This is a genomic window from Alicyclobacillus acidocaldarius subsp. acidocaldarius Tc-4-1 (assembly GCF_000219875.1).
GTDB classification, from domain to species: Bacteria; Bacillota; Bacilli; order Alicyclobacillales; family Alicyclobacillaceae; genus Alicyclobacillus; species Alicyclobacillus acidocaldarius_A.
Genome location: NC_017167.1, coordinates 3,086,523 through 3,108,260, shown reverse-complemented (window position 1 = coordinate 3,108,260; position 21,738 = coordinate 3,086,523). Strand labels below are relative to the sequence as shown.

The following is a 21,738-nucleotide window of genomic DNA, read 5'->3' as shown; positions in this document are numbered from 1 at the left end:
ATGACGAGGCACATGGCACGCCCGATCATGAAGCCATGGGATACGCGCGGGCAGTCGGGATGGAGGCGCGCTTTGGCTCGCAGGCCAGTGCCTTGGGCGACAATTTGCGAACGCGAAGGCGGCGCAAGAGCCGACGCAGCATCGCTATCACCTCCTCTGATGATGAGTATTCCAACGGGGAGAAAGTTTATCCGGACAGATGTCCCGGAACGTTCTGCATCTACATTCTATGCGCCCATGCGTACAACATGGACAAGAATTCTCCCCGACAGCTTTGTCGAGCTTCGGCTGAATCTCTATACTTAATCCTGCAAACAAGGCGGCGAGGTGTCAACATGTCACTTCAGGCTGGGATCGTCGGCCTCCCGAACGTCGGCAAGTCAACACTCTTCAACGCCATCACGAAGGCGGGTGCGGAGGCGGCGAATTATCCCTTTTGCACGATTGACCCCAATGTGGGCGTGGTCGAGGTTCCAGACCCGCGGCTCCAGGTGCTCGCAGACATCGTCCATCCAAAACGGATTGTTCCGACGGCCTTTGAGTTCGTCGATATCGCGGGACTCGTGAAGGGCGCAAGTCAGGGCGAGGGTCTGGGCAATCGATTTCTCGCGCACATCCGCGAGGTAGACGCCATCGTGCACGTCGTGCGATGCTTTGAAAACAGCGATATCACGCACGTCGCCGGCACGGTGGATCCGCTTCGAGACATCGACATCATCAACGTGGAACTGATCCTGGCGGATTTGGAGACGGTGGCGAAGCGACTGGACCGCGCTCGGAAGAACATGAAAAGCGGCGACAAGCGCTTCAAAGTCGAGGTGGAGGCGCTTGAGCGGATTCAAGCTGCGCTCGAATCGGAGCGGCCGGCGAGATCCGTCGAGTTGAACGAGGAAGAGGCAATCATCCTGCGAGACCTTCACCTGTTGACTGCAAAGCCGGTGCTGTACGTCGCGAACGTTGGGGAAGATGACCTCCTGGATCCGTCTGCGAATCCCTACGTTCAACAGGTCGAGGAGAGGGCCAAGTCCGAGGGATCGGAAGTGGTCGTGGTGTGCGCACAGCTCGAGTCAGAGGTTGCGGACCTCGACGGGGAGGACCGCGACGCCTTCCTGCGCGATCTCGGCCTCGAAGAACCAGGGCTTCATCGTTTGATTCGCAAGGCGTACCAACTCCTCGGGCTCATCACGTTCTTCACGGCAGGTGAACCTGAGGTCCGGGCCTGGACCATACGCCAAGGAACGAAAGCGCCGCAAGCCGCCGGCGTCATCCACTCCGATTTCGAGCGCGGCTTCATCCGGGCCGAAGTGGTCGCTTATGACGATCTCGTTGCGGCCGGAAGCTTTCAAGCAGCCCGAGAACAGGGGAAGATGCGGTTGGAAGGGAAGGATTACGTCGTTCAAGACGGCGACGTTTGCTACTTCCGGTTCAATGTCTGAGTCGCAACGTCGACCGCTGCGCGACCCACAGATCTGGATCTTGTGTGAGCGGGCGGATCGTGCTAGCATGGATCGACGGTGCACACGTTTTATGTGGCGCGCCATCCTTGCTCCCACTGGGGGGCCATTAGACCAGAAGGAGGTGTCACGGGATGCGCCAGTACGAGACGATGTACATCGTGAATCCCTCGCTGGAAGCTGAGCAGACCGCAGAGGTGATTCAGCGATACCAGTCCATTGTCACTGACAAGGGCGGTCAAATCGACGAACTTCAGGAGATTGGGAAGCGCCGTTTGGCGTACGAGATCGACGGCCACCGTGAGGGTTACTATGTGCTCATGAAGTTCACGTGCGACACGGAAACGCCGAAAGAGCTCGAGCGCCTCATGCGCATCGACGACAACGTGATTCGTTATTTGACGGTCCGCGTCGGTGAGTGAACGCGGAGGGGACGAGCATGCTGAACCGAGTCATTCTGATCGGCCGCCTGACGGCGGATCCGGAGTTACGATACACCAACAACGGGACGGCCGTCGCGTCGTTCACGCTTGCCGTGGACCGCATGCGCTCCGGCCCGAACGGTGAGCGCCAGACCGATTTCATCAACGTCGTGGTGTGGCAGAAGCAGGCCGAGATCGTGGCGCAATATCTCCAGAAGGGAAGACTCGCGGCGGTCGACGGCAGGCTGCAGATCCGGAGCTACGATAATCGCGACGGGCAGCGCGTACGCGTAGCCGAAGTGGTTGCTGAAACGGTAAGGTTTCTGGACCGGGGTCCGGATCAGGCTCAGGGATCGGGTTACAGTGCGGCCGGCGCACAAACTCGGCAGCAACGGCCGACGCCTTCGTCGGCGCCTCCGTTTGAAGACGATCCGTTCGCGGATGACAGTCAGTTGATCGATATCTCTGAAGACGATCTTCCGTTTTGACCATCGCGCTGGATCTGCACGCGAAGTAGATGGCCGGCGGCGACAGCGCGCGAAGGAGGGAACACGATGCCACGCAAGGGACGCGGCGGCAAGCGCCGTAAGGTGTGCCAGTACTGCGTTGACAAGATCGATTACGCGGACTACAAGGACGTGGCCCGCCTCAGCAAGTTTCTTACAGAGCGGGGCAAAATCTTGCCACGCCGTATCACGGGCAACTGCGCGCGCCATCAGCGCCAGGTGACGGTTGCCATCAAACGGGCGCGTCAGGTTGCGCTCCTGCCGTACACCACGGAGTGAAGATGCGCCAAGGGCCGTTCGGGGTGGCATAGGCCGCCGGCGAGCGGCCCTTTGTCGTTTTCCGCACGCCCTTCGCTTTCCGCCTGCCGGAGGGAGGCGCCTGAAACCCATGAAGCTTCTTCATGCAGGACTTCCTGTCTGACCTGTGGAAGTGGAATGAAGCCGAATCGCGGGCGTCTGGGGGAATGGCCGTGGCTGAGAGCATCGAAGACGTGCTGATGAAGCGCCTTCGCGCCGTCGAGCACGAACAGATCGATCTTCTGCAACAGGTCGTGGACGTGATGCGCCACGCCCATACGGGGAATCACGCGATGTTCGTCGAATCCCTGGCGCAGGTCGTCGGGACCGCCTATGTGATGGCCCATGAGCTTGGCATTCCGCCCGATCGGCTCGATCGGGAGGTCGTTGTCGCGCTCGAGGGGATGCCGTTCGATCCGGAGAGCCATCGCCACCAGGCTGCGCAGGACGTCGTCCAGTATCTGAAGGCTCGGTGGTAGGGGCGCCGCTTCGCGCGCATCGGCGCGCAGGGGATGGCTTTGCGCGCGACTTGGGGAGCCGTTAGGATCTAGGATACAGGGAGGTGGCCGATGTGAAGGTCATCCTGCTTCAAGACGTGAAAGGACAGGGCAAACAGGGCGAAATCAAGGAAGTGAGCGAAGGATACGCGAGAAACTTCTTGTTTCCTCGCAAGCTGGCCGAGGAGGCCACGCCGCAGGCGCTGAAGGCCCTAGAAGAAAAGCGGCGCAAGGAAGAGCGATTGAAGGCGCAGGAACTGGCGGACGCCAAGGCGCTCGCGGAGCGCCTCGACAATCTGAAGGTTACCATTCGCTCGCAGGTGGGAAAGGACGGCCGCCTATTTGGCGCCATCACGACGAAACACATCGCCGATGCCCTCAAGGAGCAAGGGTTTGAGGTCGACAAGCGGAAAATCGCGCTGCCGGATCCCATCAAGTCGCTCGGGGGGCACAAAGTGACCATCAAGCTCCACCCCGAGGTGCACGTGCAGATCCTGGTCTACGTGGAAGCGGAGTGATCGACGCCATGGCGGCAGAGGAGACGCTGTGGCGCGACAGGGAGGTCGAAGCAGCCCTTCGCATGCCGCCTCACAACCTAGAGGCGGAGCAGGCCGTGCTCGGCGCCATGCTCATTTCGCCTGATGCGGTCGTCGAGGCGCTGGAGATTCTCGAGGCGGACGACTTCTATCGATCCGCCCACCAGGCCATCTACCGCGCGATCCGCGAGGTGTACGAGGCGGGAGATCCGGTCGACATTATCACTGTCGCGTCGCGGCTGCGCACGTACGGCGACGTCCTCGACTCGGTCGGCGGGCCCGAGTACCTGGCCGATCTCGCCGCGATGATGCCCACTGCGCTTCACGTCGTGCACTACGCCGAGATCGTGCGCGAGAAGGCGTTGCTCAGGCGCATCATCGCCGCGGGTACGCGCATCGCGGAGGCGGCGTATGAGCCGGACGCGTCTGCGATGGAGGTGCTGGCGGATGCGGAGCGTCTGGTGCTCGAGCTCAGCCAGCACCAGCGGACGCGGGACTTCACCCACATCTCCGACGTGCTGCAGACGACGTTCGAGCGGATCGAGCAGCTGTACGAGAGCGACGGCAACATCACCGGCGTGCCCACCGGCTACAGCGACCTCGACCGGATGACCAGCGGCTTTCAGAAGTCGGATCTCATCATCGTTGCGGCGCGCCCTTCGGTGGGGAAGACGGCGTTTGCCCTCAATATCGCGCAAAACGTTGCCGTCCGGGCCGGACTGCCGGTCGCCATCTTCTCGCTCGAGATGTCGAAGGATCAGCTTGTGCAGCGCATGCTCTGCGCGGAGGCGTTCATCGATGGCCACAAGCTGCGCAATGGCACTCTCGACGACGAAGATTGGCCGAAGCTGTCCATGGGCGTGACCACGCTCAGCAATTCGCCCATCTACATTGACGACACGCCGGGCATCACCGTGCCCGAGATGCGAAGCAAGCTCAGGCGCCTCAAGCTGGAGCACGGGCTCGGGTTTGTCGTGATCGACTACCTGCAGCTCATCCACGGGCGGCGGGTGGCGGGAGAGAACCGCCAGCAGGAGATTTCTGACATCTCGCGTTCGCTCAAGCAGTTGGCGCGCGAGCTCGAGGTGCCGATCCTTGCCCTGGCCCAGCTCAGCCGCTCTGTGGAGCAGCGCCAGGACAAGCGCCCGATGCTGTCGGACATCCGCGAATCGGGATCCATCGAGCAGGACGCGGACGTGGTGGCCTTTCTGTACCGCGATGACTACTACAACCCTGACACGGAGAATCCGAACGTCGTCGAAGTCATCATCGCCAAGCAGCGCAACGGGCCGACGGGAAAAATCGAGCTCGTGTTCCTGAAGAACTTCAACAAGTTCGTGAATCTCGAACGTGTACACGCGGAGCCATGAACGAAGAGCGGACGGATCTCCAGCACTGGGCGACGGACCCGACGACAAGTGAGCGCCGCCTGACGCGCCGGGAACGGCGAATTCTGATGGAAAAAGCGCGCAAGCGCCGGAAGCGGCGGCGAAGACGGCGGATGCGGCGCGTGCGGGCATGGCGGGCCATCCGCAGCCTGCGGTTTTGGGCGCGGGCGCTCGCCGCATTGGCCGTCGCGCTGATGTTGGTGTTCTGGGCGCGATTCGCCTATGTGTACGACATCCCGGATTATGCGGCCGCGTACCTCCCGCCGCGCGTGACGGCGTACATCACCGTGAAGAGCTGGTGGTTTGGCCCGCCTGTGATTGATGTGGGCGCCTATGAGCCGGATCTCGACTCTCTGACCGTGTCGAATCCGTACGACGTTCTCCTGCAGAACATGGGATTCTACGCGACGGTCCTCTCCCACCCGCGCATCGTCTGGGCGAGATCGTCCTGAAAGGAGGGAATCGCATGCCTGCGCACATCCTGGTGGTCGAAGACGAGGAGCCCATCGCAAACATCCTCCGCTTTGCGCTGGAGCGAGAGGGATACCGCGTCTCCTGCGCGTACGACGGGGCGGAGGCCCTAGAGCGCTGGCGCGCCCTCCAGCCGGACCTGATCCTGCTCGACGTGATGTTGCCGGAGGTGGATGGCTTCGATGTGCTGCGGGCGATCCGTCAGGCCTCGGGCGTCCCTGTGATCATCCTGACGGCGAAAGACGACGAGGTGGACAAAGTGCTCGGGCTTGAACTTGGGGCGGACGACTACGTCACGAAGCCGTTCAGCACGCGCGAGCTTGTGGCGCGCGTGAAGGCCAACCTTCGGCGTGCCTCGGACGTCCTGCGGGAACACAGGGAGAACGAGCGGTACGTGGTGCAGGATCTGGTGATTGACCTCGCCGAATACACCGTAACCAAGGGAGGACAGCCGATTCCGCTCACACACCGAGAGTTTCAGGTGCTCGCTGTGCTCGCCGCGCATCCGGGCCGCGTCTTCACGCGCGATCAGCTGGTGGACCAGGTCTGGGGCACCGATTACGTGGGCGACACCCGCGCGGTGGACGTGACCATCCGCCGGTTGAGGGAAAAGCTGGAACCCGATCCGAGCCAGCCGCGTTACGTGCTGACGCGCCGAGGCGTCGGGTACTATGTGAGGAATGAGTGATGCGGTTCCGAAGCCTGCGCGTGAAGCTCGTCATGGTTTACACCCTGCTCATCCTGTTCGCGGTGGAGCTCATCGGCGCGTACTTCGTCCAGGCGCTGACGTCCTCGCTCGTGCGCAATCAGGCGCAGACCGCGCGCACGCAGGCCCAGTTGATGGCCACGCTCATCGCGCCGGAGCTCGCGCCTGGCGCGCGCGTGTCGAACAGTGCCGTGTCGAATGTGTTGCAGTCAGTGCCCCAGTTCCTGAACGGCACCGTGTACGTGCTCAACCAAAGCGGCTACGTGATGTACACCACCGCCGGCGGGGCGCTCGTGGGGCAGAAGCGGATTGACTCTGTCGCGACGCAGGCGCTGCTTCACCACACGTTTGCGCAGTCCGTTCGCTACGATCCCCTCTCGAAGAGCCACCTGCTCGCCGTGGCCGTCCCCGTGACGCTGCACGGGACGTATCTCGGCGTGCTCGAATACGTCCTGTCCATCCAGTCCACGTACGAGACCATCCACCAAGCCACGACCATCTTCTACACCGGTTCCATCGCCGTCCTGGCCATCGTCATGATCCTCGGCGCCATCGTCGCGCGCGCCCTGACGCGCCCCGTGATGGAGGTGACGCGCCAGGCGGAGGTGATGGCGCGGGGAGATTTCTCGCAGCGCCTCGAGGCCATGAGCAACGACGAAATTGGCGATCTCGTCGCGTCCATCAACCATCTCGCGGACGAACTCGAGGAGGCCATCGCGGCCAACCGCTTGGAGCAGGAGCGGCTGCGAGCCGTCATCACCTCGATGGGCGAGGGCGTGATCGTGCTCGATTCGTCCGGGCAGGTACTCATGATGAACCGCGCGGCGAGGCAGATGTTGAGCCAGGCCGCGGGCGGCGAAGAGGAGGCCATCCGTCAGCTCGAATTGGACCGGTTGATGCAGGGGGACGTGGCCACGGGGGTGCGCGAGGTGCGCGTGATTGGCAACACCATCTTTCACGTCATCCTGACGAGCGTGCAGCGGCGAGGCCAGGTGGATGGCTACGTCGCGGTCGTCCGGGACGTTACGGAGCAGGAGAAGCTGGATCAGGCGCGGCGGGACTTCGTCAGCAACGTGTCGCACGAGCTGCGCACGCCGCTCACCACGGTGAAGTCGTACCTTGAGGTGATGCGCGATCTCGGCGACGACGAGGCAGAGACGAAGCGCGAGTTCCTTGAGGTCATCGCGCGCGAGACGGATCGCATGGTGCGGCTGACACGGGACCTGCTTCTGTTGTCGGGGCTGGACCGGGGCGGCCCGCGGAGCGTTGAGATGAGGGCCATTCCGGTGCACGGCCTGCTCGAGGGCGTGGTGGAGCGGTTTCAGCTCCAGGCGGCGAAGCAGGAGCTGTCTCTGCGCGTCCACCTGCCGCAGCGCCGCGGCGTGTGCGTGTATGGAGATGAAGACATGGTCAACCGCGTGCTGGACAACGTCCTGTCGAACGCGCTCAAATACACGCCGCCGGGCGGGCGGATCGACGTGCGCGCGGATGTGGCCGCGGAACACGTGACCTTCATCATTGCCGACACGGGCATTGGCATTCCGCCCGAAGACCTGCCGCACGTGTTTGAGCGGTTCTACCGGGTCGAAAAGGGGCGAAGCCGCCGCGGCGGTGGCACGGGGCTCGGACTGGCCCTGGCGCGCGAGATGGTGGAGCGCATGGGCGGCGACATCCGAATGGAGAGCGAACCGCAGCGTGGCACGACCGTGTACGTGACGCTGCGCCGCGCCGAGGAGGATGCAGCATGAGGGCCTGGTGGCGCACGGCGAAGACGGTGATCCTCGCGCTGCTCGTCGCGGGCAGCGTCGTGCTGAGTTACGCGCTCTGGTCGGGCAACCTCCAGGGCGGCGCCGAAATTGGGCTGACGCAGACCCAGACCATTCCGTATTCCACCTCGCCCTCGCTCCCCTCCACCGTGCAGCCCTACGAAATCGACGTGCGCGCGGGAGAGGATTACACCGTCGCCCGGCCCGGGAGCGCCGCGTACAAAGCGTGGACCGGTCTCCTGATGGGACTCAAGGCCGAGCGCCCACAGCCCATCGCCGCCATGCCACCGGGAGCTCAGGTGAGCGTGGTCTTTCAATTCGGCATTCCGCTCGATCCGGCCGTCGGAAGGAGTTGGCTCGGCGATCTCGCCACGTCCGTCGGCGGCATCAACTGCCGCGCCATTGCGCTGAATGCCGGGCCCGGATCGACGTGCACAGTGGTGTACGAGGGGATGAATGCAGCCGGCAAGCCGGAGTTCATCGAGGCGACGGCTTTGCTTCCCGCATCCGCCTTGATGCGCCAGGCGCAGCAGGATGTTGCCGCCGCGCCGTATGCTGCGTGGAGCGATTTTGAAGGCGAGAGCTTTGTGCCCATCCACGGGCGCATGACGAGCTACGTTTACGCGTTCACGGAACCCTCTATCATGCCGCTCGTGCAGTCGTTCTTCGTCAATCCGCAGGCTCTTACCCGGATTCAGGAGAGCAAGGCCGTCACCATCTGGACGGACGGAAGTCGCGCTGTTCAGGTCGATCGCGCCGCGCTCTCACTACAATACGAAGACCCGAACGCGAGCACCGCGCCCGCCCATACCGACGACTACATCGCCGCCATCGACTTCCTGCATGCGCACGGCGGAGGGCCGATGGATCTCATCGGCTTCGACCTCGTCGGGATGTTGACGGTCAACCTGAACGGTCCGAGTTTCTCGTTTGCGCAGTATGTCGACGGATACCCCCTTCTCTCGAATGCCGCAGACTACAACTTCCAAATGGATAACGGACATGTCATGGAGTTCGATCGCCCGCTCTGGGAGTTGACGAAACCGGTGCAAGCCACTTCGGTGTCCGTCCTAGGCGAGGACGCCTTAGCCAAGGCGTTGGCCAAGGTGACAGGGGCGAAGACCGTCTCGCTCTCGACGTTTCACGTGGAACCCGGCTACTGGCCGTCCATGGAAGGGACGAAGCCCGGACAGATCCGTCTGCTCCCGGTCGACTACGTGACGAACGCGAGCGGCGGCGTTTGGGTCGTGAACGCGGCGACGGGCCAACTGATTGCGGGGGGAATGTCGTGAACTGGGAAGTCGCAAAATCGTGGCTCATCGCGCTGTTTGCGCTGCTCGACGTCATCCTGGGATGGCTGTTGTACGAGTCTCGCCAATTGGCGAGCGGCTACGCCGAGTCGCCCGCTGATGCCCTGGCGAACACAAAGACACTTTTAGCCAACCAGGGATTCAGCCTGGCCACGTCCGTCCCGTCCGGGCAACCAAGCCTTGTCACCTTCCAGGCGGATTTCGCCAACCCGCGCTGGTCGTCGCTGGAGCAGGCGGCATTTCCCGGCGCAAAGGGCAAGGCTCAAATCGCAGGAGGAACACTCACGACAAGCGAAGGCCAGATCACCGTCACCGGCCAGGGCACCTGGGCGGTTCAGTACCAACCCCCGCAGCAGTTGTCGCCGAACCGTGGGGCCCTGGCCTACGTGTTCCGAGGTGCGGATTACGCGCCGGATCCCGTCACATCGGATCCGGTTCACGGCGTGTACTTTGAGGTCGTGAACGGGTATCCCGTGTTTGATGCGGACGTGATCACCGTGCAGGAAAAAGGTCAGTTGATCGGCTATACTCAGACGTATATCGACCACGTTCAGCCGAATAGCTCTCCCAAGCCGGTGATCAGCGCGCTGGACGCTCTGGATAGCTTCGCCGAGGCCGTGGACAAGACCGGAACCGGCCAAGTCAACAGCGTGGTGAAAGTCGATCTCGGCTACGCCCGCAAAATTCAAGTCGCTTCGGGCAGCCAGGCCATCTTGCACAGTTACTGGTTCCCGGTCTGGCGAATTGTGACGACGGCAGGCGTCTATTTCGTCAACGCGTTCACGGGCGAGGTGGAGATGCAGAATGCATACTGAGTCCGCACGGCGGCGCGCCGGCGGGGCGTGGGCAAGAGGAGGTGGGCGCGTGTACTTCTGCGTCCTGGCGAGCGGCAGCAACGGAAACAGCCTGTATTTGGAGTCGGGAGATACGCGCATCCTGCTCGACGCTGGGCTCAGCGGCAGGCAACTCGAGACGCGCCTGCGCGCCCAGTGCGAGCGAGCGTTGAGCGACCTCACGGCGGTCCTCGTTACGCACGAGCACGACGATCACGTCAAGGGCCTGGTACAACTCGCGAAAAAATGCCAAGCTCCGCTGTACATGACCGAGGGTACATACGCCGGCCTGCCGGCCAAGGCTCGGCTGGACGAGCCGGATCGCGTCATACATATTCGCGCAGGAGAAGCGTTTCAGGTGGGCGAGGTGCGTATCACGCCGTTTGCAGTGTCGCACGACGCCGAGGAGCCGGTGGCGTTTCGCTTCGACACGGCGGAAGGCAGCCTCGCCGTGGTCACGGACCTCGGGTACGTCAGCGATCGACAGCGAGAGCTGCTCCGGGGCTGCGACGTGTACGTGTTCGAGACGAATCACGATACAGAGATGCTCCGCGCGGGCCCCTATCCGTGGCACCTCAAGCGGCGCATTCTCGGCGACAAGGGGCATCTGTCGAATGTCGACGCGGCGTATGCGCTAATCGACATTCTGAGCGACGAACCGGCACACGTGTATCTCGCGCACCTGAGTGGGGAGAACAATCTGCCGGAACTTGCGGAATTGACGGTCGAACAGATTGTACTCGACGCGAGGCCCGAGCTGGCAGATCGACTTCATCTTCACCGCACGAGCCGCCAGGCACCTTGTGCAGCGATGAAAATTTCCCGGGCAACCGTATGATGCCAAACTGTCCCGCTCACACTACCCTCAGCACATCGTGTCGATTCGTACGCGCGAGGGGGATGAGGTGTGAGGGGAATGCGCGAATATCGTCGGAAGCACGCGTGGTTCATGGCGGCCGTGGCGATTGCGTCGAGCGGCTTGGGAGTGGCCGCAGGGCTGGCGGCATCGCGGCTCGGGTCGGCGGCCGTCTCGGCGCCGCTGCCTTGGCCGCATGCGGTGCGGGCGTCGGATTTGACGGCGGATCCGGGGGGCGTCGTCCACCTATCCACCGGCGTTACGCAGGCGGTCAAACGGGTCGAGCCCGACGTCGTCGGCGTGGAGAACTATCAGCTGGTTTCGAACTTCTTCTCTCAGACTTCGAAGTTGCAGGCCACGGGTATCGGCACAGGTGTGATGTTCTACAAGGATCATCGGTATGCGTACGTCGTGACGAACAACCATGTGGTCGAAGGCGCCGCGAAGGTGGATATCGTGGTGGATCCGGGCAAACACCACGATGCAGACGTGGTGGGGACGGATCCGTACACGGATCTGGCTGTGCTCCGCGTGCCGGCGTCGGTGTTTCGCGGCGTTGACCCCGTCACCTTTGCGGATTCGAGCCGTATTGAAGCGGGAGAACCGGCCATCGCCATCGGCACGCCGCTCGGCCTGGACTTCGCCGACACGGTCACGAGCGGGATTGTGAGCGCGAAGTCCCGCCTGATGCCTGTCCAGGATGAGGCGACAGGACAGACGCTCGATTATCAGACGGTGATTCAAACGGACGCGGCCATCAACCCGGGCAACAGCGGGGGTCCGTTGCTCAACATCCGAGGCGAGGTCATCGGTATCAACAGCTGCAAAATTGTGGCGCAGAATTTCGAGGGCATGGGATTCGCCATCCCGTCGAACGAGGTGAAGGTCGTCGCGAAGCAGTTGATGGAGAAGGGGCACGCTGTGCATCCGGCGCTCGGCGTGGAGGGCTACTCGCTCGCATCGCTCCCTCAGCAGATGTGGCCCGACGTGCCGGTGGACTATGGGGTGTGGGTGAAGCGCGTGTCCTCGCCGGAGGCGCGCGCGGCTGGGCTTAGGCCGGGGGACGTCATAGTCTCGTTCAACGGGCAGACGGTCCGCACGATGGCGGAACTCAGGACAGCGTTGTTTCAGACGCGCCCAGGCGACGTGGCGGCGGTGCGCGTATATCGCGGCGACAAGCTGCTCGCGCTCAACGTGAGAATTGGCCAGATGGGGACGAAGCTTACCACCGCACCGGCCCTCGACTTCGTCCGGTGAGGGATGGCGGGCACCGGCGGACGGCTTCGCGTCTCCGCAAGGAGGGGATGGATTTGCGCGTGGCTGTCGTAGCGGTGGGCAAAATTCGAGAAAAGTTCTGGTTGGAGGCGCTTCGCGAATACGAGAAGCGCCTTTCCGCGTACGTGGATCTGGAGATGATGGAAGTGCCCGATGAGCCGGATCGCGACGAGATGTCGCCCGGAGAGGTGGAGGCGCTCCTGTCGCGCGAGGCGGATCGCATCGAGCGATGGCTCCGCCCAAGAGACGGCGTCATCGCGCTCGACATCGACGGCGAGGTGCTGTCCTCGGAGGCTTGGAGCGAGCGGTACGACAGGCTGTGCGCCGCCGGGTACGGGCGGCTGGTGTTCGTCGTAGGCGGATCGCGCGGCTTGCACCCGAGGATCAAGCGGCGCGCGGCGTTGCGCTGGAGTTTTGGTCCCATCACCCTGCCGCACGCGCTGGCGCGTGTGGTTCTCCTGGAGCAACTGTATCGTGGCATTCGGATCCTGCGCGGCGAGCCCTATCACAAATGAGGGGAAGATCCAGAGGCGTGCGCGAACCCAAAAACCGGCTTCGCGTCCGCGCGGGTCGCCGCGCCAAGACGCACCAGAGCCTCTTCACCGTCCAACGAGGCTCGGGTTCTCCGGCGATCCGTGTTCTAGGAGAAAGTGGTAGAGCAGCTTCGACGCCTTCGTCTCGAACGCCGATTTCGGCGTCACGATGGAAAATGTCCGCTTCACGGGCGCGCACGGGATGGGAAGCGCGCGCAGCATCCCCCAAGTGAGTTCCCGCGCCACCACCCAGCGGGAGAGGCACGCGAGGCCAAGCCCCGCAGCCACCGACTCCTTGATGACCTGACTGCTCGTGTATTCGACGAGATCGCGTGGTTGAATGCCCAACTGGGCAAACAGGCGATCCGTCATCTCCCGCGTGCCGGACCCCGGCTCGCGAATGAACCAGGTGGCGCGCTCCAACAGAGATCGATCCGGCCTTTCGGCATACCAGGGCGATGTGGGGCTTGCCACCACCAGCATCTCGTCCTCCGCGAATGGCGTAAGCACGACTTCGTCCTCCACCACGTCCCGGCCTTCGACGATGCCGATGTCGAGCTGGCGTACGGCCACGGCGTGGGCAATGGTCTGCGTGTTGGCAATGGACACGGACGGCTGAACGGCGGGGTATGCCTGTCGGAATCTGGCGATGACGTGCGGCAGCACGTATTCCCCGTAGGTCAGGCTGGCCCCCACGTGCACGGGCCCGGCCGGCATCTCCTGCATATCCGCGATGAGCCGCTCCATGCGGCGGTACAACGCAAGGATTTCCTTGGCGTGCTCGTACACAATCCTTCCGGCGGGATTCACCTGCAACCGCCTGCGGCCGCGATCGATGAGGCGCACGCCGAGGCGCTGTTCCAGCGTCTGAACGTGCTGGCTGATTGCAGGCTGGCTGATGTGCAATTTCTCGGCCGCGCGGGTGAAGCTGTTCTCCTCCACGACCGTGACAAACACTCGCAACTGCAGATCCACACGTTCCACGCTCCATGAAGATAAGTCATGCTTATAGTCTACATCAAAAAGATGTATTTCCCCTAATGGAAGTCACCTCATACCATGGAAGTTGACATGAGTGGGAGGTGACGGAATGCACATCATCCGACAGTTCGGCGTCAACTGGTTCACGACCGTCATGGGCATCGGCATTGTCGCGGCGCTCACCTACACGTCGCCCATCCACCTGCCGTTCCAGCACGCGGTGGGGGAGATCTTGTTCATTTGCGTCAACGTGGTCTTCGTCTTCGCCTTTGTGATGTGGATGCTGCGCTGGCTGCTCACGCCCGACGCCGCCATCGACGACTTCCGGCATCCGGGTCGGGCGCTGTTTTACGGCGCGTTCGCGATGGGCATCAACGTCGTCGGCAACGATTACTTTCTCATCGGCACGCACTTGATGCCGAAGCACACGGCCATCGAGCTGAGCTTTGGGATATGGCTCGCCGGGGTGGGCGCGTCGCTGTTCTCGGTCATCGTTGTGCCGTATCTGCTCTTCACCGAGCACAAGGTGGAGCGAGACGAAACCGTGGCGTCCTGGCTGATTCCGCTCGTTCCGCCCATCGTGGCGGCGGCCACCGGCACCAACCTCATTCCGTACGCGGGGGGACCTGGCGCGCAGTTCTCCATGGCTGCGGGAATCCTCGCCCTGTTCGGCATGACGTTCTTCCTGTTCATCATGACGAGCGCGTTGGTCTACTCGCGCCTCGTCTTTCACAGGCGGCTGAGCGGCCAGGAGGCGCCGACCTTGTGGATTGAGATTGGCCCCATTGGGATGGCCATGGGCACCTTCTGCGGCATCCCGCTGAATGCGCCGCACGTCTTTGGCCCTTATACAGGCGGTCTGCGCGATCTCGGCGCTGTCTTCGCCATCGCGATGTGGGGCGTGGGCGTCTGGTGGATCCTCCTCTCGGCGCTCTACACATTTTTGCACCTGACGCCGAAGGGCGACGGGCTGCCGTTTCACCTCGGCTGGTGGAGCTACGTCTTCCCCATCGGCAGCTTCACCAACGGTACCTATGCGCTGCATCGCCTGCTCGGTCATCCGTTCTTCGCCGTGGCTGGCCTGGTGCAGCTCGGGATTTTGTGGCTGTGTTTCGTCATCGTCATCGTGCGCACGGTTCACGGCGTAGTCGCGGGGCACCTGATTCAGTGGAGGCAGGATCACGCCCATCGTCACGAACTCAAGGCGCGCCGCGTGTGACAGCGCACAGGCTTGCCTTCTCGGCACCTCTTCCGGATCCAACAGACACTAGTCAAGCTGGTAGGATAAGCAGTATAATCGTTTAGAGAACTCTTAGGAATCCGCGTTGACCGACGGCACGCCGCGTGCCGCCGGATCGGCGGGATTTTGCGTGTTTACCTGTGCGTCCGCCCCGAAAGGCCCGATGAGATGGTCCGGTAGGGACTTTTTATGTTTCCGAATGGGATGGGGAGTCCTGGTGCATTCACGTTCTTCGCAATCCGGTGACGAAAACGGTCTGCAAACGCATCGGCTCGACGATTGGCTCGTCCCAGAAGCGCCTCTCGCGGTATTCGGCGTGGATCGGGAAAATCGCGTGATGCTCTGGTCCAGCCCGGCCGCGCGCATGCTGGGGTGGGAACAGGAGGAGATTTTAGGCGCACATGCTCCGTTCTGGTGGGCGGATGGCGATTTTGAACGCTGTCTGGGCGAGATCGAGCAACGCGGCCGCGTGAACGGCCGCCTGGTGAAGTGGCGGACGAAAGCAGGAACCGCCTTGGAGTCGGAGACGTGGGCGTGGTCCTCGAGCTCAGGCGAGATGATCTTCGTGGTGACGGATCACGTCCGGGATACGGAGATGTACGCCGAAGTGGCGCAGTCCAGAAACTTCATCGAGCGCATCGCGGACGCGGCGGACATTTGCCTCTTTGCCTACGACGTCGCCTCGAATCGGCTGATTTACGCTTCCAACGCGTGCGAGGCGATGTGCGGTTATTCGAGCGACGAACTTGTGAAGAACCCGCACCTGTGGCTCTCCCTGGTCCACCCGGACGATCTCGCCCTCGCCACGGAGCCCGTTCGCACGGGATCCGGCGCGCGGAGCGAATATCGCATCCGCCACCGGAACGGCACCGAGCGGTGGGTGGCGGTCCACTTGTATCCGCGCTTTGGCCCCGACGGCCGCGTCACCTACCTCGAGGGGCTCGCGATGGACATCACGGACCGCAAGGTCCATCAGGTAGAACTACAGCGCCTCGCTTTCACCGACGCCCTGACGCGTCTGCCGAACCGCCAGCAGTTCGAGCACGATCTGCGCGAGGCGGTGGAACAGGCCGAGCGGCGGAACGAAAAACTCGCCGTCTTTCTCCTCGACTTCGACGGCTTCAAATACGTGAACGACACCTTCGGCCATCAGTTCGGCGACGCGACGCTCAAGGCCATTGCCGAGCGCCTGCAACAGACCCTCCGCGGCCGGGCGAAGGTGTATCGCATGGGCGGCGATGAATTCACGGTGATTCAGGCCGGGATCGCGGGCGAGGAGGATATGCGGGAAACTGCAGCGCGCTGTCTGGACGCGTTTCGCGAACCGCTCCAGGTCATGGGCGAATGCATCCCCATGGGCATCAGCATCGGGGCGGCTATCTACCCGGACCACAGCCGCGACGTCGATACGCTGCTCCGGTATGCGGATATCTCGATGTACGCCGCCAAGGAGCAGGGCGGGCATCGGCTGTGCCTGTACAGCGAGAGCGGAGACAGCGCCATCCACAACCGGCTCCTCCTCCACAACGCGCTCGCCAAGGCGTTCGATCGCGGCGAGTTTTCGCTCGACTATCAGCCCATCTTCGATGTCCGACGTGGCGTGTGGGTGGGCGCCGAGGCGCTCCTGCGCTGGAACTCTCCGGAGTTGGGGTTTGTTCCGCCGGCGGTGTTTGTCCCGTTCGCTGAACAGTGGGGCATGATGCAGCAAATCGGCGCTTGGGTGCTCGAGACGGCCTGCGAGACCGCCGCTCGTTGGCAGAAGCACAACCTTCGCCTGCGCGTGTCGGTGAATGTCTCGCTGTCGCAGATGGCCGATCCGCGGTTTTTGGACGGCGTGGCGGATGCCCTTCGGCGCGCTCAGTTGCCTCCGGATCACCTGCAGCTCGAGGTGCACGCGAGTCTGTTGGCGCAATACGCGGACCTCGTCGGCGATCTCGCCCACGACCTCAACCGGATGGGTGTCTCCGTCGCTATCGACGATTTTGGGCACCGTGAAGCGGTGCTCGCGGCGCTGTCGGCCGGATCGTACGACGCCATCAAACTGCATCCGTCGCTTTTGTCCATGGCGCCCGAGGGCGAGCGCCAGGAACGCCTGATGGCCGGGGTCGTCCGCCTCGCGCACGATCTCGGCATGCGCGCCATCGCGGAAGGAGTGGAGCGGCGGGAGCAGGAGATGTTGCTCGCGCGCACCGGATGCGATGAGATGCAGGGGTTTTGGAAGGCGCGCCCGGCGTCCGCCGAGGATCTCGCCGATTGGAGCAGAAACGTCACCGCTGAGGGTGGCGATACCGTCTGAGCGCGCCTCAGGGGATGCGCTTCAGAAGTTCGGATTTCTGGACCGAAAGCCGGCCCACATCTGCTCCGCTGCGTTTCGCAGTTCCTGAGGCACGAGGGAGAGCCTGCGCTCCGCGTCTCCGTAGCCAATCTCCTCGGCGCCCGCCTCCAGTTTCTCGAACACGCCGTCTGCGAACTCGTCCACCGGCACGCCGAAGGTGTGAAGGCCCGGTCCGCCGAGATCGGTATTCACAGCCGGCGGGACAATTTCGACCACCTCCACCGGCGTGCCCTGAAGTTGCAGGCGAAGCGACTGGGTAAACGAGCGCAGAGCTGCTTTCGTGGCGCTGTACACCGGCGCCCACGCCGCAGGTGCTAACGCAAGGCCTGATGTAACGTTGACAACAGCTGCGCGCGGACGCTCGAGCAAGTGCGGCAACGCGGCTAAGGTCAGGTGGACGGGCGCATCGAAGTTGATGGCGATCTCGCGCTCATAGTGCTCCCAAGGCTCCGACGCGCGCCGCACATTGACGTGTTGCTGAATGCCCGCGTTATTGACGAGCACGTTCCAGTCAGGATACGTCTCGTTCATGTACGCCAAAAGGCGCAATCGCTCTTCCGGCCGCATGACGTCGCAGCGCACCGTGATGAGATCCGGGTAAACGGCCTTCGCTTGGTCGAGCTTCTCCTGCCGGCGCCCGCAGATCACCACCCGGTTGCCGCGCGCGAGAAAGCGGGCGGCGAGCGCGAGGCCAATCCCGTTCGATCCGCCAGTCACCAGGATTGTGTTTCCGTTCCATTCCACGTGCGTTCACTCCCAACGAGGTTCCATGTCGCGTCAAGATTCCGCGTCGAGGGTCAACTTGGTCAGCAGATACAAAAGCTGCATGCCTCCGATCATACCGAGACCCAACAGGATCATGAGCGCGAGCTTAGAGCCGAAAAGACCCGTCAGTATGGCGCCGCCCATCGTGCAGATGGTGAAGAGGCCCACTCCAAGCATGGTGTACAGCGTCACCGGCCGATCCCGCTGCGCGCCTGCGGACGGCCACTGGAAGCTCCCGGCCCTCCAGGACGTGCGCAGGAGAGAACGGTCTTGAGCCTTGGAGGCCCCGCTCGGGCGTTCCGACGCATGCGGCGTTTCTTCGGTCTGCGTGGTGGCTGTCTCTTCATAAGCTCCTTCGAAGTGAAGGAGGAGATCGTAGCGCTGGCGCGCTTCCGGCTCGGACAGCGTGCGATACGCGTCCTGGATGCGCCGGAAGTGCCGCTCGGCGGTGGCGCGGTCCCCGCCTTCGTGGACGTCCGGATGCCACTTTTTCGCAGCTCGCCGGTAGGCGGCCTTGATCTGAGGCAACGTCGCGTTTCTCGGCACGCCGAGGATCTCGTAATGCGTGAGGGCTAACGGGGCTTTGCATTTGCCGCAGCGGCAGAAAAAGCCGTGATCCAGCCGAATGCGGTTGACCGCCCGGCAGGACGCGCATTGCTTCATGACGATCCATTCGCTCACGCGGAGCCCACGCCTTTCGCCAGAAGAATGGCATTCTACGCCCATTGTACCACGCTTCGTACACAGAACTGAAACAATTTCCACTCTAGGCGCTTGACTCATACACCTAAATAGGTTAAATATACATAGTGGTTAAAAGGTCTAATCTCTAAAATGATCGCGGTGCACGGCGACGGCGCCGAGATCGAGAAGAGAGAAGAGGAGGAGATGTACAGCATGAGCGCAAACGCGAACCCCACGCCGAACAATTCCGGCACCACGTTCCGCAGGATGATCCTTGTGAACCTGATCATCCTCATCGTGCTGATCGCTGCGGCGATCACGGGCTATTACTTCTACAACCAGTCGACGCTGTATCTCAAGACCGATGACGCGCAGGTCGCGGGCAATCAGATTGTCGTGTCCGCACCGGCGAGCGGCAAGCTCATCAACTGGCAGGGTACCAACGGATCGACGTTTAGCGCGGGCGACGAGATTGGCGAGATTCAGACGCAAGTTGGCAACAAGACGGTGGACGTGCCGATTGACATGCCGGCCAACGGCACGATTGCGCAAAACGAGGTCATGAACAACGAATTCGTGGCCGCTGGCACGCCGCTCGCGTATGCGTATGACTTGAACCACCTGTACATCGTGGCGAACATCAAGGAGACCCAGCTACAAAACGTCAAGGTGGGTGACCAGGTGGACGTCTGGGTCGCCGGCAAGGCGGGCTCCATCAGCGGCACGGTGACGCAGATTGGCGACGCCACGGCGAGCACGTTCTCGCTGCTTCCGAATCAGAGCACCACGGCGGACTACACGCCGGTCACGCAAGTCGTTCCGGTGGAGATTTCGATTGGCACAACGGCGGGCAGTGGCTTGGTTCCTGGCATGAGCGCGACGGTTCGCATCCACAAGTAAGAGGTGAGGCGTATGTCGAACGATTCGCTGCAACCGACCGCATCCCAGGCGGTCGTGCCGGCCTCGCCCAATGCGCCGAGTCACGCGCCAAGCGGTGAGGCGGCGCACGGACACCCGCATCGAACGCCTATCATGATTGTCATGATCTTTGGGGCGTTCGTCGCAATCCTGAACCAGACGCTGCTCAATGTGGCCTTGCCGCACCTGATGTCGGCGTTCAACGTGGACGCCAACACGGTGCAGTGGCTTTCGACCGCGTACATGCTGACGAACGGCGTGCTCATCCCCATCACGGCCTTCCTGATGGGGACCTTCACCACGCGGCAGTTGTTCATTTCGGCCATGTCGCTCTTTCTCGCCGGTTCGTTCCTCTGTGCCATCGCGCCGAGCTTTGGTGTGATGGTGTTTGGGCGCATCGTGCAGGCTTCCGGCTCCGCGGTGATGATGCCGCTGCTCATGACGGTGATTCTCGAGCTGTTCCCGCCGCAGCAGCGCGGGCGCGCCATGGGCACGATGGCCATCGCGATGTTCTTCGCGCCGGCCGTGGGCCCGACGCTCTCGGGTTGGATTGTGACCAACTGGTCGTGGCGCTGGCTGTTCTGGATCATCATTCCGCTCGCGTTCATCGACATCATCATGGCGGTGGCCGTGCTGCGCAACGTCGCGAAGCCGGTGCGCCCGAAGCTCGACGTTCCGGGCTTCGTGCTCTCCATCATCGGGTTTGTCAGCCTGCTCTACGGCCTGAGTGAAGCCGGGAGCAAGGGGTGGGGCAACACCACCGTCGAGGTCTCGCTCATTGTGGGCGGCGTGTTCCTCGTGTTCTTCATCCTGCGCGAGCTGACGGCGAAGGAGCCGATGCTGGATCTGCGCGTGTTCAAGTACGACGTGTTCACCATGACCACCATTGTGGGTTGCATCGTGAACATGGCGATGTTCGGCGCGATGATTCTCATGCCCATCTATCTCCAGGACATCCGCGGCTACACGGCCCTGCAGTCCGGCCTGATGATGCTGCCTGGGGCCATTCTGATGGGCATCATGTCGCCCGTCTCGGGTGCAATCTTCGATCGCGTCGGCGCCCGTCCTCTCGCGGTGGTGGGGCTCGCCATCACGACCGTGACGACGTGGGAGTTCACAAAACTGAATGCGCAGACGGGCTACGGCCACATCATGCTGCTTTACACGCTGCGGATGTTCGGCATGTCGCTGCTCGCGATGACGGTGCAGACGGCTGGCCTGAACCAGTTGCCGAGGCATTTGTACCGGCACGGCACGTCGGCCGCCAACACGGCGCGCACGGTGGCCTCGTCGGTCGGCACCGCGGTGCTCGTGACCATTATGACGGATCGCTCGAAGGTGCATTATGCGAACTTCCAAAACACGGTGACCGTCAATAATCACTACATCTACACAACGTATCAGACCATCGTCGAGTACTTCATGATCCACCTGCACAACTCGCTGCAGGCGGCGGAGGAACTGGCCCGCTACGTGCTCTACGGCCTCGCCGAGCAGCAGAGCACCATCATGGGCATCAATGATGCGTTCTGGTGGGCGACGTGGGGAAGCTTCATCGCGTTTGTCCTGGCGTTCTTCATCCGCCGGCCGAAGCTCGCGCAGGCGGCCGCGGCTGGGGCAGGCGCCGTCACCATGGGGCGCGCGCAGGCCGAAGCGGCATCGACCTCGTCTCAGCCCGCTGCGCTGACCGGAGCACCGCAGGCGGAGGGTCCGGTGGAGCAGGCCCTGGAACACGACATCCAGATTGCGGACAGCGTGGCAGAAGCCGAGGAAGTGGTGGACGCAGAGCCCGAGGTCTCCTCGCAACAGGATGACGCGGAGGCACCCGAGTCGCCAGGCGACGAGGAATCCGACACGGACTCGCCGACAGACACCGAGGACGAGCCGCAGCCCGTGAAGTGAGATTCGGAGTCACAAGGGACACATTGAGCCACAGGGGCAAACGCTCTTGTGGCTCTTGCTTTG

At 62.8% G+C, this 21,738-nt stretch carries 22 protein-coding genes; 19 read left to right on the top strand and 3 right to left on the bottom strand.

All coding sequences use genetic code 11. The features are described from left to right. The first annotated feature begins 335 nt into the window (after nucleotides 1-335). From ychF to rlmH, 15 genes are all read left to right on the top strand, one after another. Nucleotides 336-1,436, top strand: coding sequence for a redox-regulated ATPase YchF (ychF, locus tag TC41_RS15210; RefSeq protein ID WP_041695566.1), 1,101 nt, complete (start codon nucleotides 336-338; stop codon nucleotides 1,434-1,436). 152 nt (nucleotides 1,437-1,588) lie between these two features. After that, nucleotides 1,589-1,876 carry a 30S ribosomal protein S6 gene (gene rpsF / locus TC41_RS15205; protein ID WP_012812133.1) on the top strand — a complete coding sequence of 96 codons (288 nt, stop codon included), beginning with the start codon at nucleotides 1,589-1,591 and terminating at the stop codon, nucleotides 1,874-1,876. 17 nt (nucleotides 1,877-1,893) lie between these two features. Continuing rightward, nucleotides 1,894-2,364, top strand: a complete 471-nt coding sequence (locus tag TC41_RS15200; protein ID WP_012812132.1) for a single-stranded DNA-binding protein — start codon at nucleotides 1,894-1,896, stop codon at nucleotides 2,362-2,364. Between the two features lie 66 nt (nucleotides 2,365-2,430). Continuing rightward, nucleotides 2,431-2,661: a 30S ribosomal protein S18 gene (gene rpsR / locus TC41_RS15195; protein ID WP_012812131.1), complete on the top strand. Its 231-nt coding sequence runs from the start codon at nucleotides 2,431-2,433 to the stop codon at nucleotides 2,659-2,661. Nucleotides 2,662-2,783: 122 nt separating this feature from the next. Further along, nucleotides 2,784-3,158 (top strand): MazG-like family protein, encoded by a 375-nt coding sequence (locus TC41_RS15190; RefSeq protein ID WP_014465963.1) that lies wholly within the window; start codon nucleotides 2,784-2,786, stop codon nucleotides 3,156-3,158. 92 nt (nucleotides 3,159-3,250) lie between these two features. Then, entirely contained in the window at nucleotides 3,251-3,694 is a 444-nt protein-coding gene (gene rplI, locus TC41_RS15185; protein WP_041695565.1) for a 50S ribosomal protein L9, read from the top strand. 8 nt (nucleotides 3,695-3,702) lie between these two features. Continuing rightward, nucleotides 3,703-5,082: a replicative DNA helicase gene (gene dnaB / locus TC41_RS15180; RefSeq protein ID WP_041695978.1), complete on the top strand. Its 1,380-nt coding sequence runs from the start codon at nucleotides 3,703-3,705 to the stop codon at nucleotides 5,080-5,082. Beyond that, nucleotides 5,079-5,552 carry a hypothetical protein gene (locus tag TC41_RS15175; RefSeq protein ID WP_014465960.1) on the top strand — a complete coding sequence of 158 codons (474 nt, stop codon included), beginning with the start codon at nucleotides 5,079-5,081 and terminating at the stop codon, nucleotides 5,550-5,552. The genes dnaB and TC41_RS15175 overlap by 4 nt, the downstream gene beginning before the upstream one ends. A gap of 14 nt (nucleotides 5,553-5,566) precedes the next feature. Beyond that, the gene (locus TC41_RS15170) at nucleotides 5,567-6,259 is read left to right on the top strand and encodes a response regulator (RefSeq protein WP_014465959.1); all 693 of its coding nucleotides are present in this window, start codon (nucleotides 5,567-5,569) and stop codon (nucleotides 6,257-6,259) included. Further along, nucleotides 6,259-8,025 carry an ATP-binding protein gene (locus TC41_RS15165; RefSeq protein WP_014465958.1) on the top strand — a complete coding sequence of 589 codons (1,767 nt, stop codon included), beginning with the start codon at nucleotides 6,259-6,261 and terminating at the stop codon, nucleotides 8,023-8,025. Before TC41_RS15170 ends, TC41_RS15165 begins: the two co-directional genes overlap by 1 nt. After that, entirely contained in the window at nucleotides 8,022-9,335 is a 1,314-nt protein-coding gene (locus tag TC41_RS15160) for a YycH family regulatory protein (RefSeq protein ID WP_014465957.1), read from the top strand. The genes TC41_RS15165 and TC41_RS15160 overlap by 4 nt, the downstream gene beginning before the upstream one ends. Further along, nucleotides 9,332-10,168, top strand: coding sequence for a two-component system regulatory protein YycI (locus tag TC41_RS15155; RefSeq protein ID WP_014465956.1), 837 nt, complete (start codon nucleotides 9,332-9,334; stop codon nucleotides 10,166-10,168). The genes TC41_RS15160 and TC41_RS15155 overlap by 4 nt, the downstream gene beginning before the upstream one ends. A 49-nt stretch (nucleotides 10,169-10,217) precedes the next feature. Then, nucleotides 10,218-11,024, top strand: coding sequence for an MBL fold metallo-hydrolase (locus TC41_RS15150; protein WP_014465955.1), 807 nt, complete (start codon nucleotides 10,218-10,220; stop codon nucleotides 11,022-11,024). A 78-nt stretch (nucleotides 11,025-11,102) separates the two neighbouring features. After that, nucleotides 11,103-12,299 carry a S1C family serine protease gene (locus TC41_RS15145; protein WP_014465954.1) on the top strand — a complete coding sequence of 399 codons (1,197 nt, stop codon included), beginning with the start codon at nucleotides 11,103-11,105 and terminating at the stop codon, nucleotides 12,297-12,299. A gap of 47 nt (nucleotides 12,300-12,346) precedes the next feature. Continuing rightward, nucleotides 12,347-12,832, top strand: coding sequence for a 23S rRNA (pseudouridine(1915)-N(3))-methyltransferase RlmH (rlmH, locus tag TC41_RS15140; protein ID WP_014465953.1), 486 nt, complete (start codon nucleotides 12,347-12,349; stop codon nucleotides 12,830-12,832). Between the two features lie 84 nt (nucleotides 12,833-12,916). Here the strand turns inward: rlmH and TC41_RS15135 are convergent, their stop codons facing one another. Then, on the bottom strand, nucleotides 12,917-13,825 hold the full coding sequence (locus tag TC41_RS15135) for a LysR family transcriptional regulator (protein WP_041695562.1): 909 nt from the start codon (nucleotides 13,823-13,825) through the stop codon (nucleotides 12,917-12,919). A 115-nt stretch (nucleotides 13,826-13,940) separates the two neighbouring features. Here TC41_RS15135 and TC41_RS15130 point away from each other — a divergent pair, with 115 nt between their 5' ends. Together TC41_RS15130 and TC41_RS15125 are read left to right on the top strand one after the other, a co-directional pair. Next, entirely contained in the window at nucleotides 13,941-15,050 is a 1,110-nt protein-coding gene (locus TC41_RS15130; RefSeq protein WP_014465951.1) for a TDT family transporter, read from the top strand. A gap of 238 nt (nucleotides 15,051-15,288) precedes the next feature. Next, on the top strand, nucleotides 15,289-17,367 hold the full coding sequence (locus TC41_RS15125) for a putative bifunctional diguanylate cyclase/phosphodiesterase (RefSeq protein WP_041695560.1): 2,079 nt from the start codon (nucleotides 15,289-15,291) through the stop codon (nucleotides 17,365-17,367). Between the two features lie 21 nt (nucleotides 17,368-17,388). On the opposite strand, the gene TC41_RS15120 is transcribed toward TC41_RS15125, so the two are convergent. Further along, the gene (locus TC41_RS15120; protein WP_014465949.1) at nucleotides 17,389-18,150 is read right to left on the bottom strand and encodes an SDR family oxidoreductase; all 762 of its coding nucleotides are present in this window, start codon (nucleotides 18,148-18,150) and stop codon (nucleotides 17,389-17,391) included. Nucleotides 18,151-18,183: 33 nt separating this feature from the next. After that, nucleotides 18,184-18,852 carry a J domain-containing protein gene (locus TC41_RS15115; protein WP_237699981.1) on the bottom strand — a complete coding sequence of 223 codons (669 nt, stop codon included), beginning with the start codon at nucleotides 18,850-18,852 and terminating at the stop codon, nucleotides 18,184-18,186. 207 nt (nucleotides 18,853-19,059) lie between these two features. Here TC41_RS15115 and TC41_RS15110 point away from each other — a divergent pair, with 207 nt between their 5' ends. Both TC41_RS15110 and TC41_RS15105 read left to right on the top strand, forming a co-directional pair. Next, a complete protein-coding gene (locus tag TC41_RS15110; RefSeq protein WP_049784444.1) occupies nucleotides 19,060-19,755 on the top strand; it encodes an HlyD family secretion protein in 696 nt (231 codons plus the stop codon). Between the two features lie 12 nt (nucleotides 19,756-19,767). Then, entirely contained in the window at nucleotides 19,768-21,675 is a 1,908-nt protein-coding gene (locus TC41_RS15105) for a DHA2 family efflux MFS transporter permease subunit (RefSeq protein WP_014465946.1), read from the top strand. Nucleotides 21,676-21,738 lie beyond the last annotated feature (63 nt).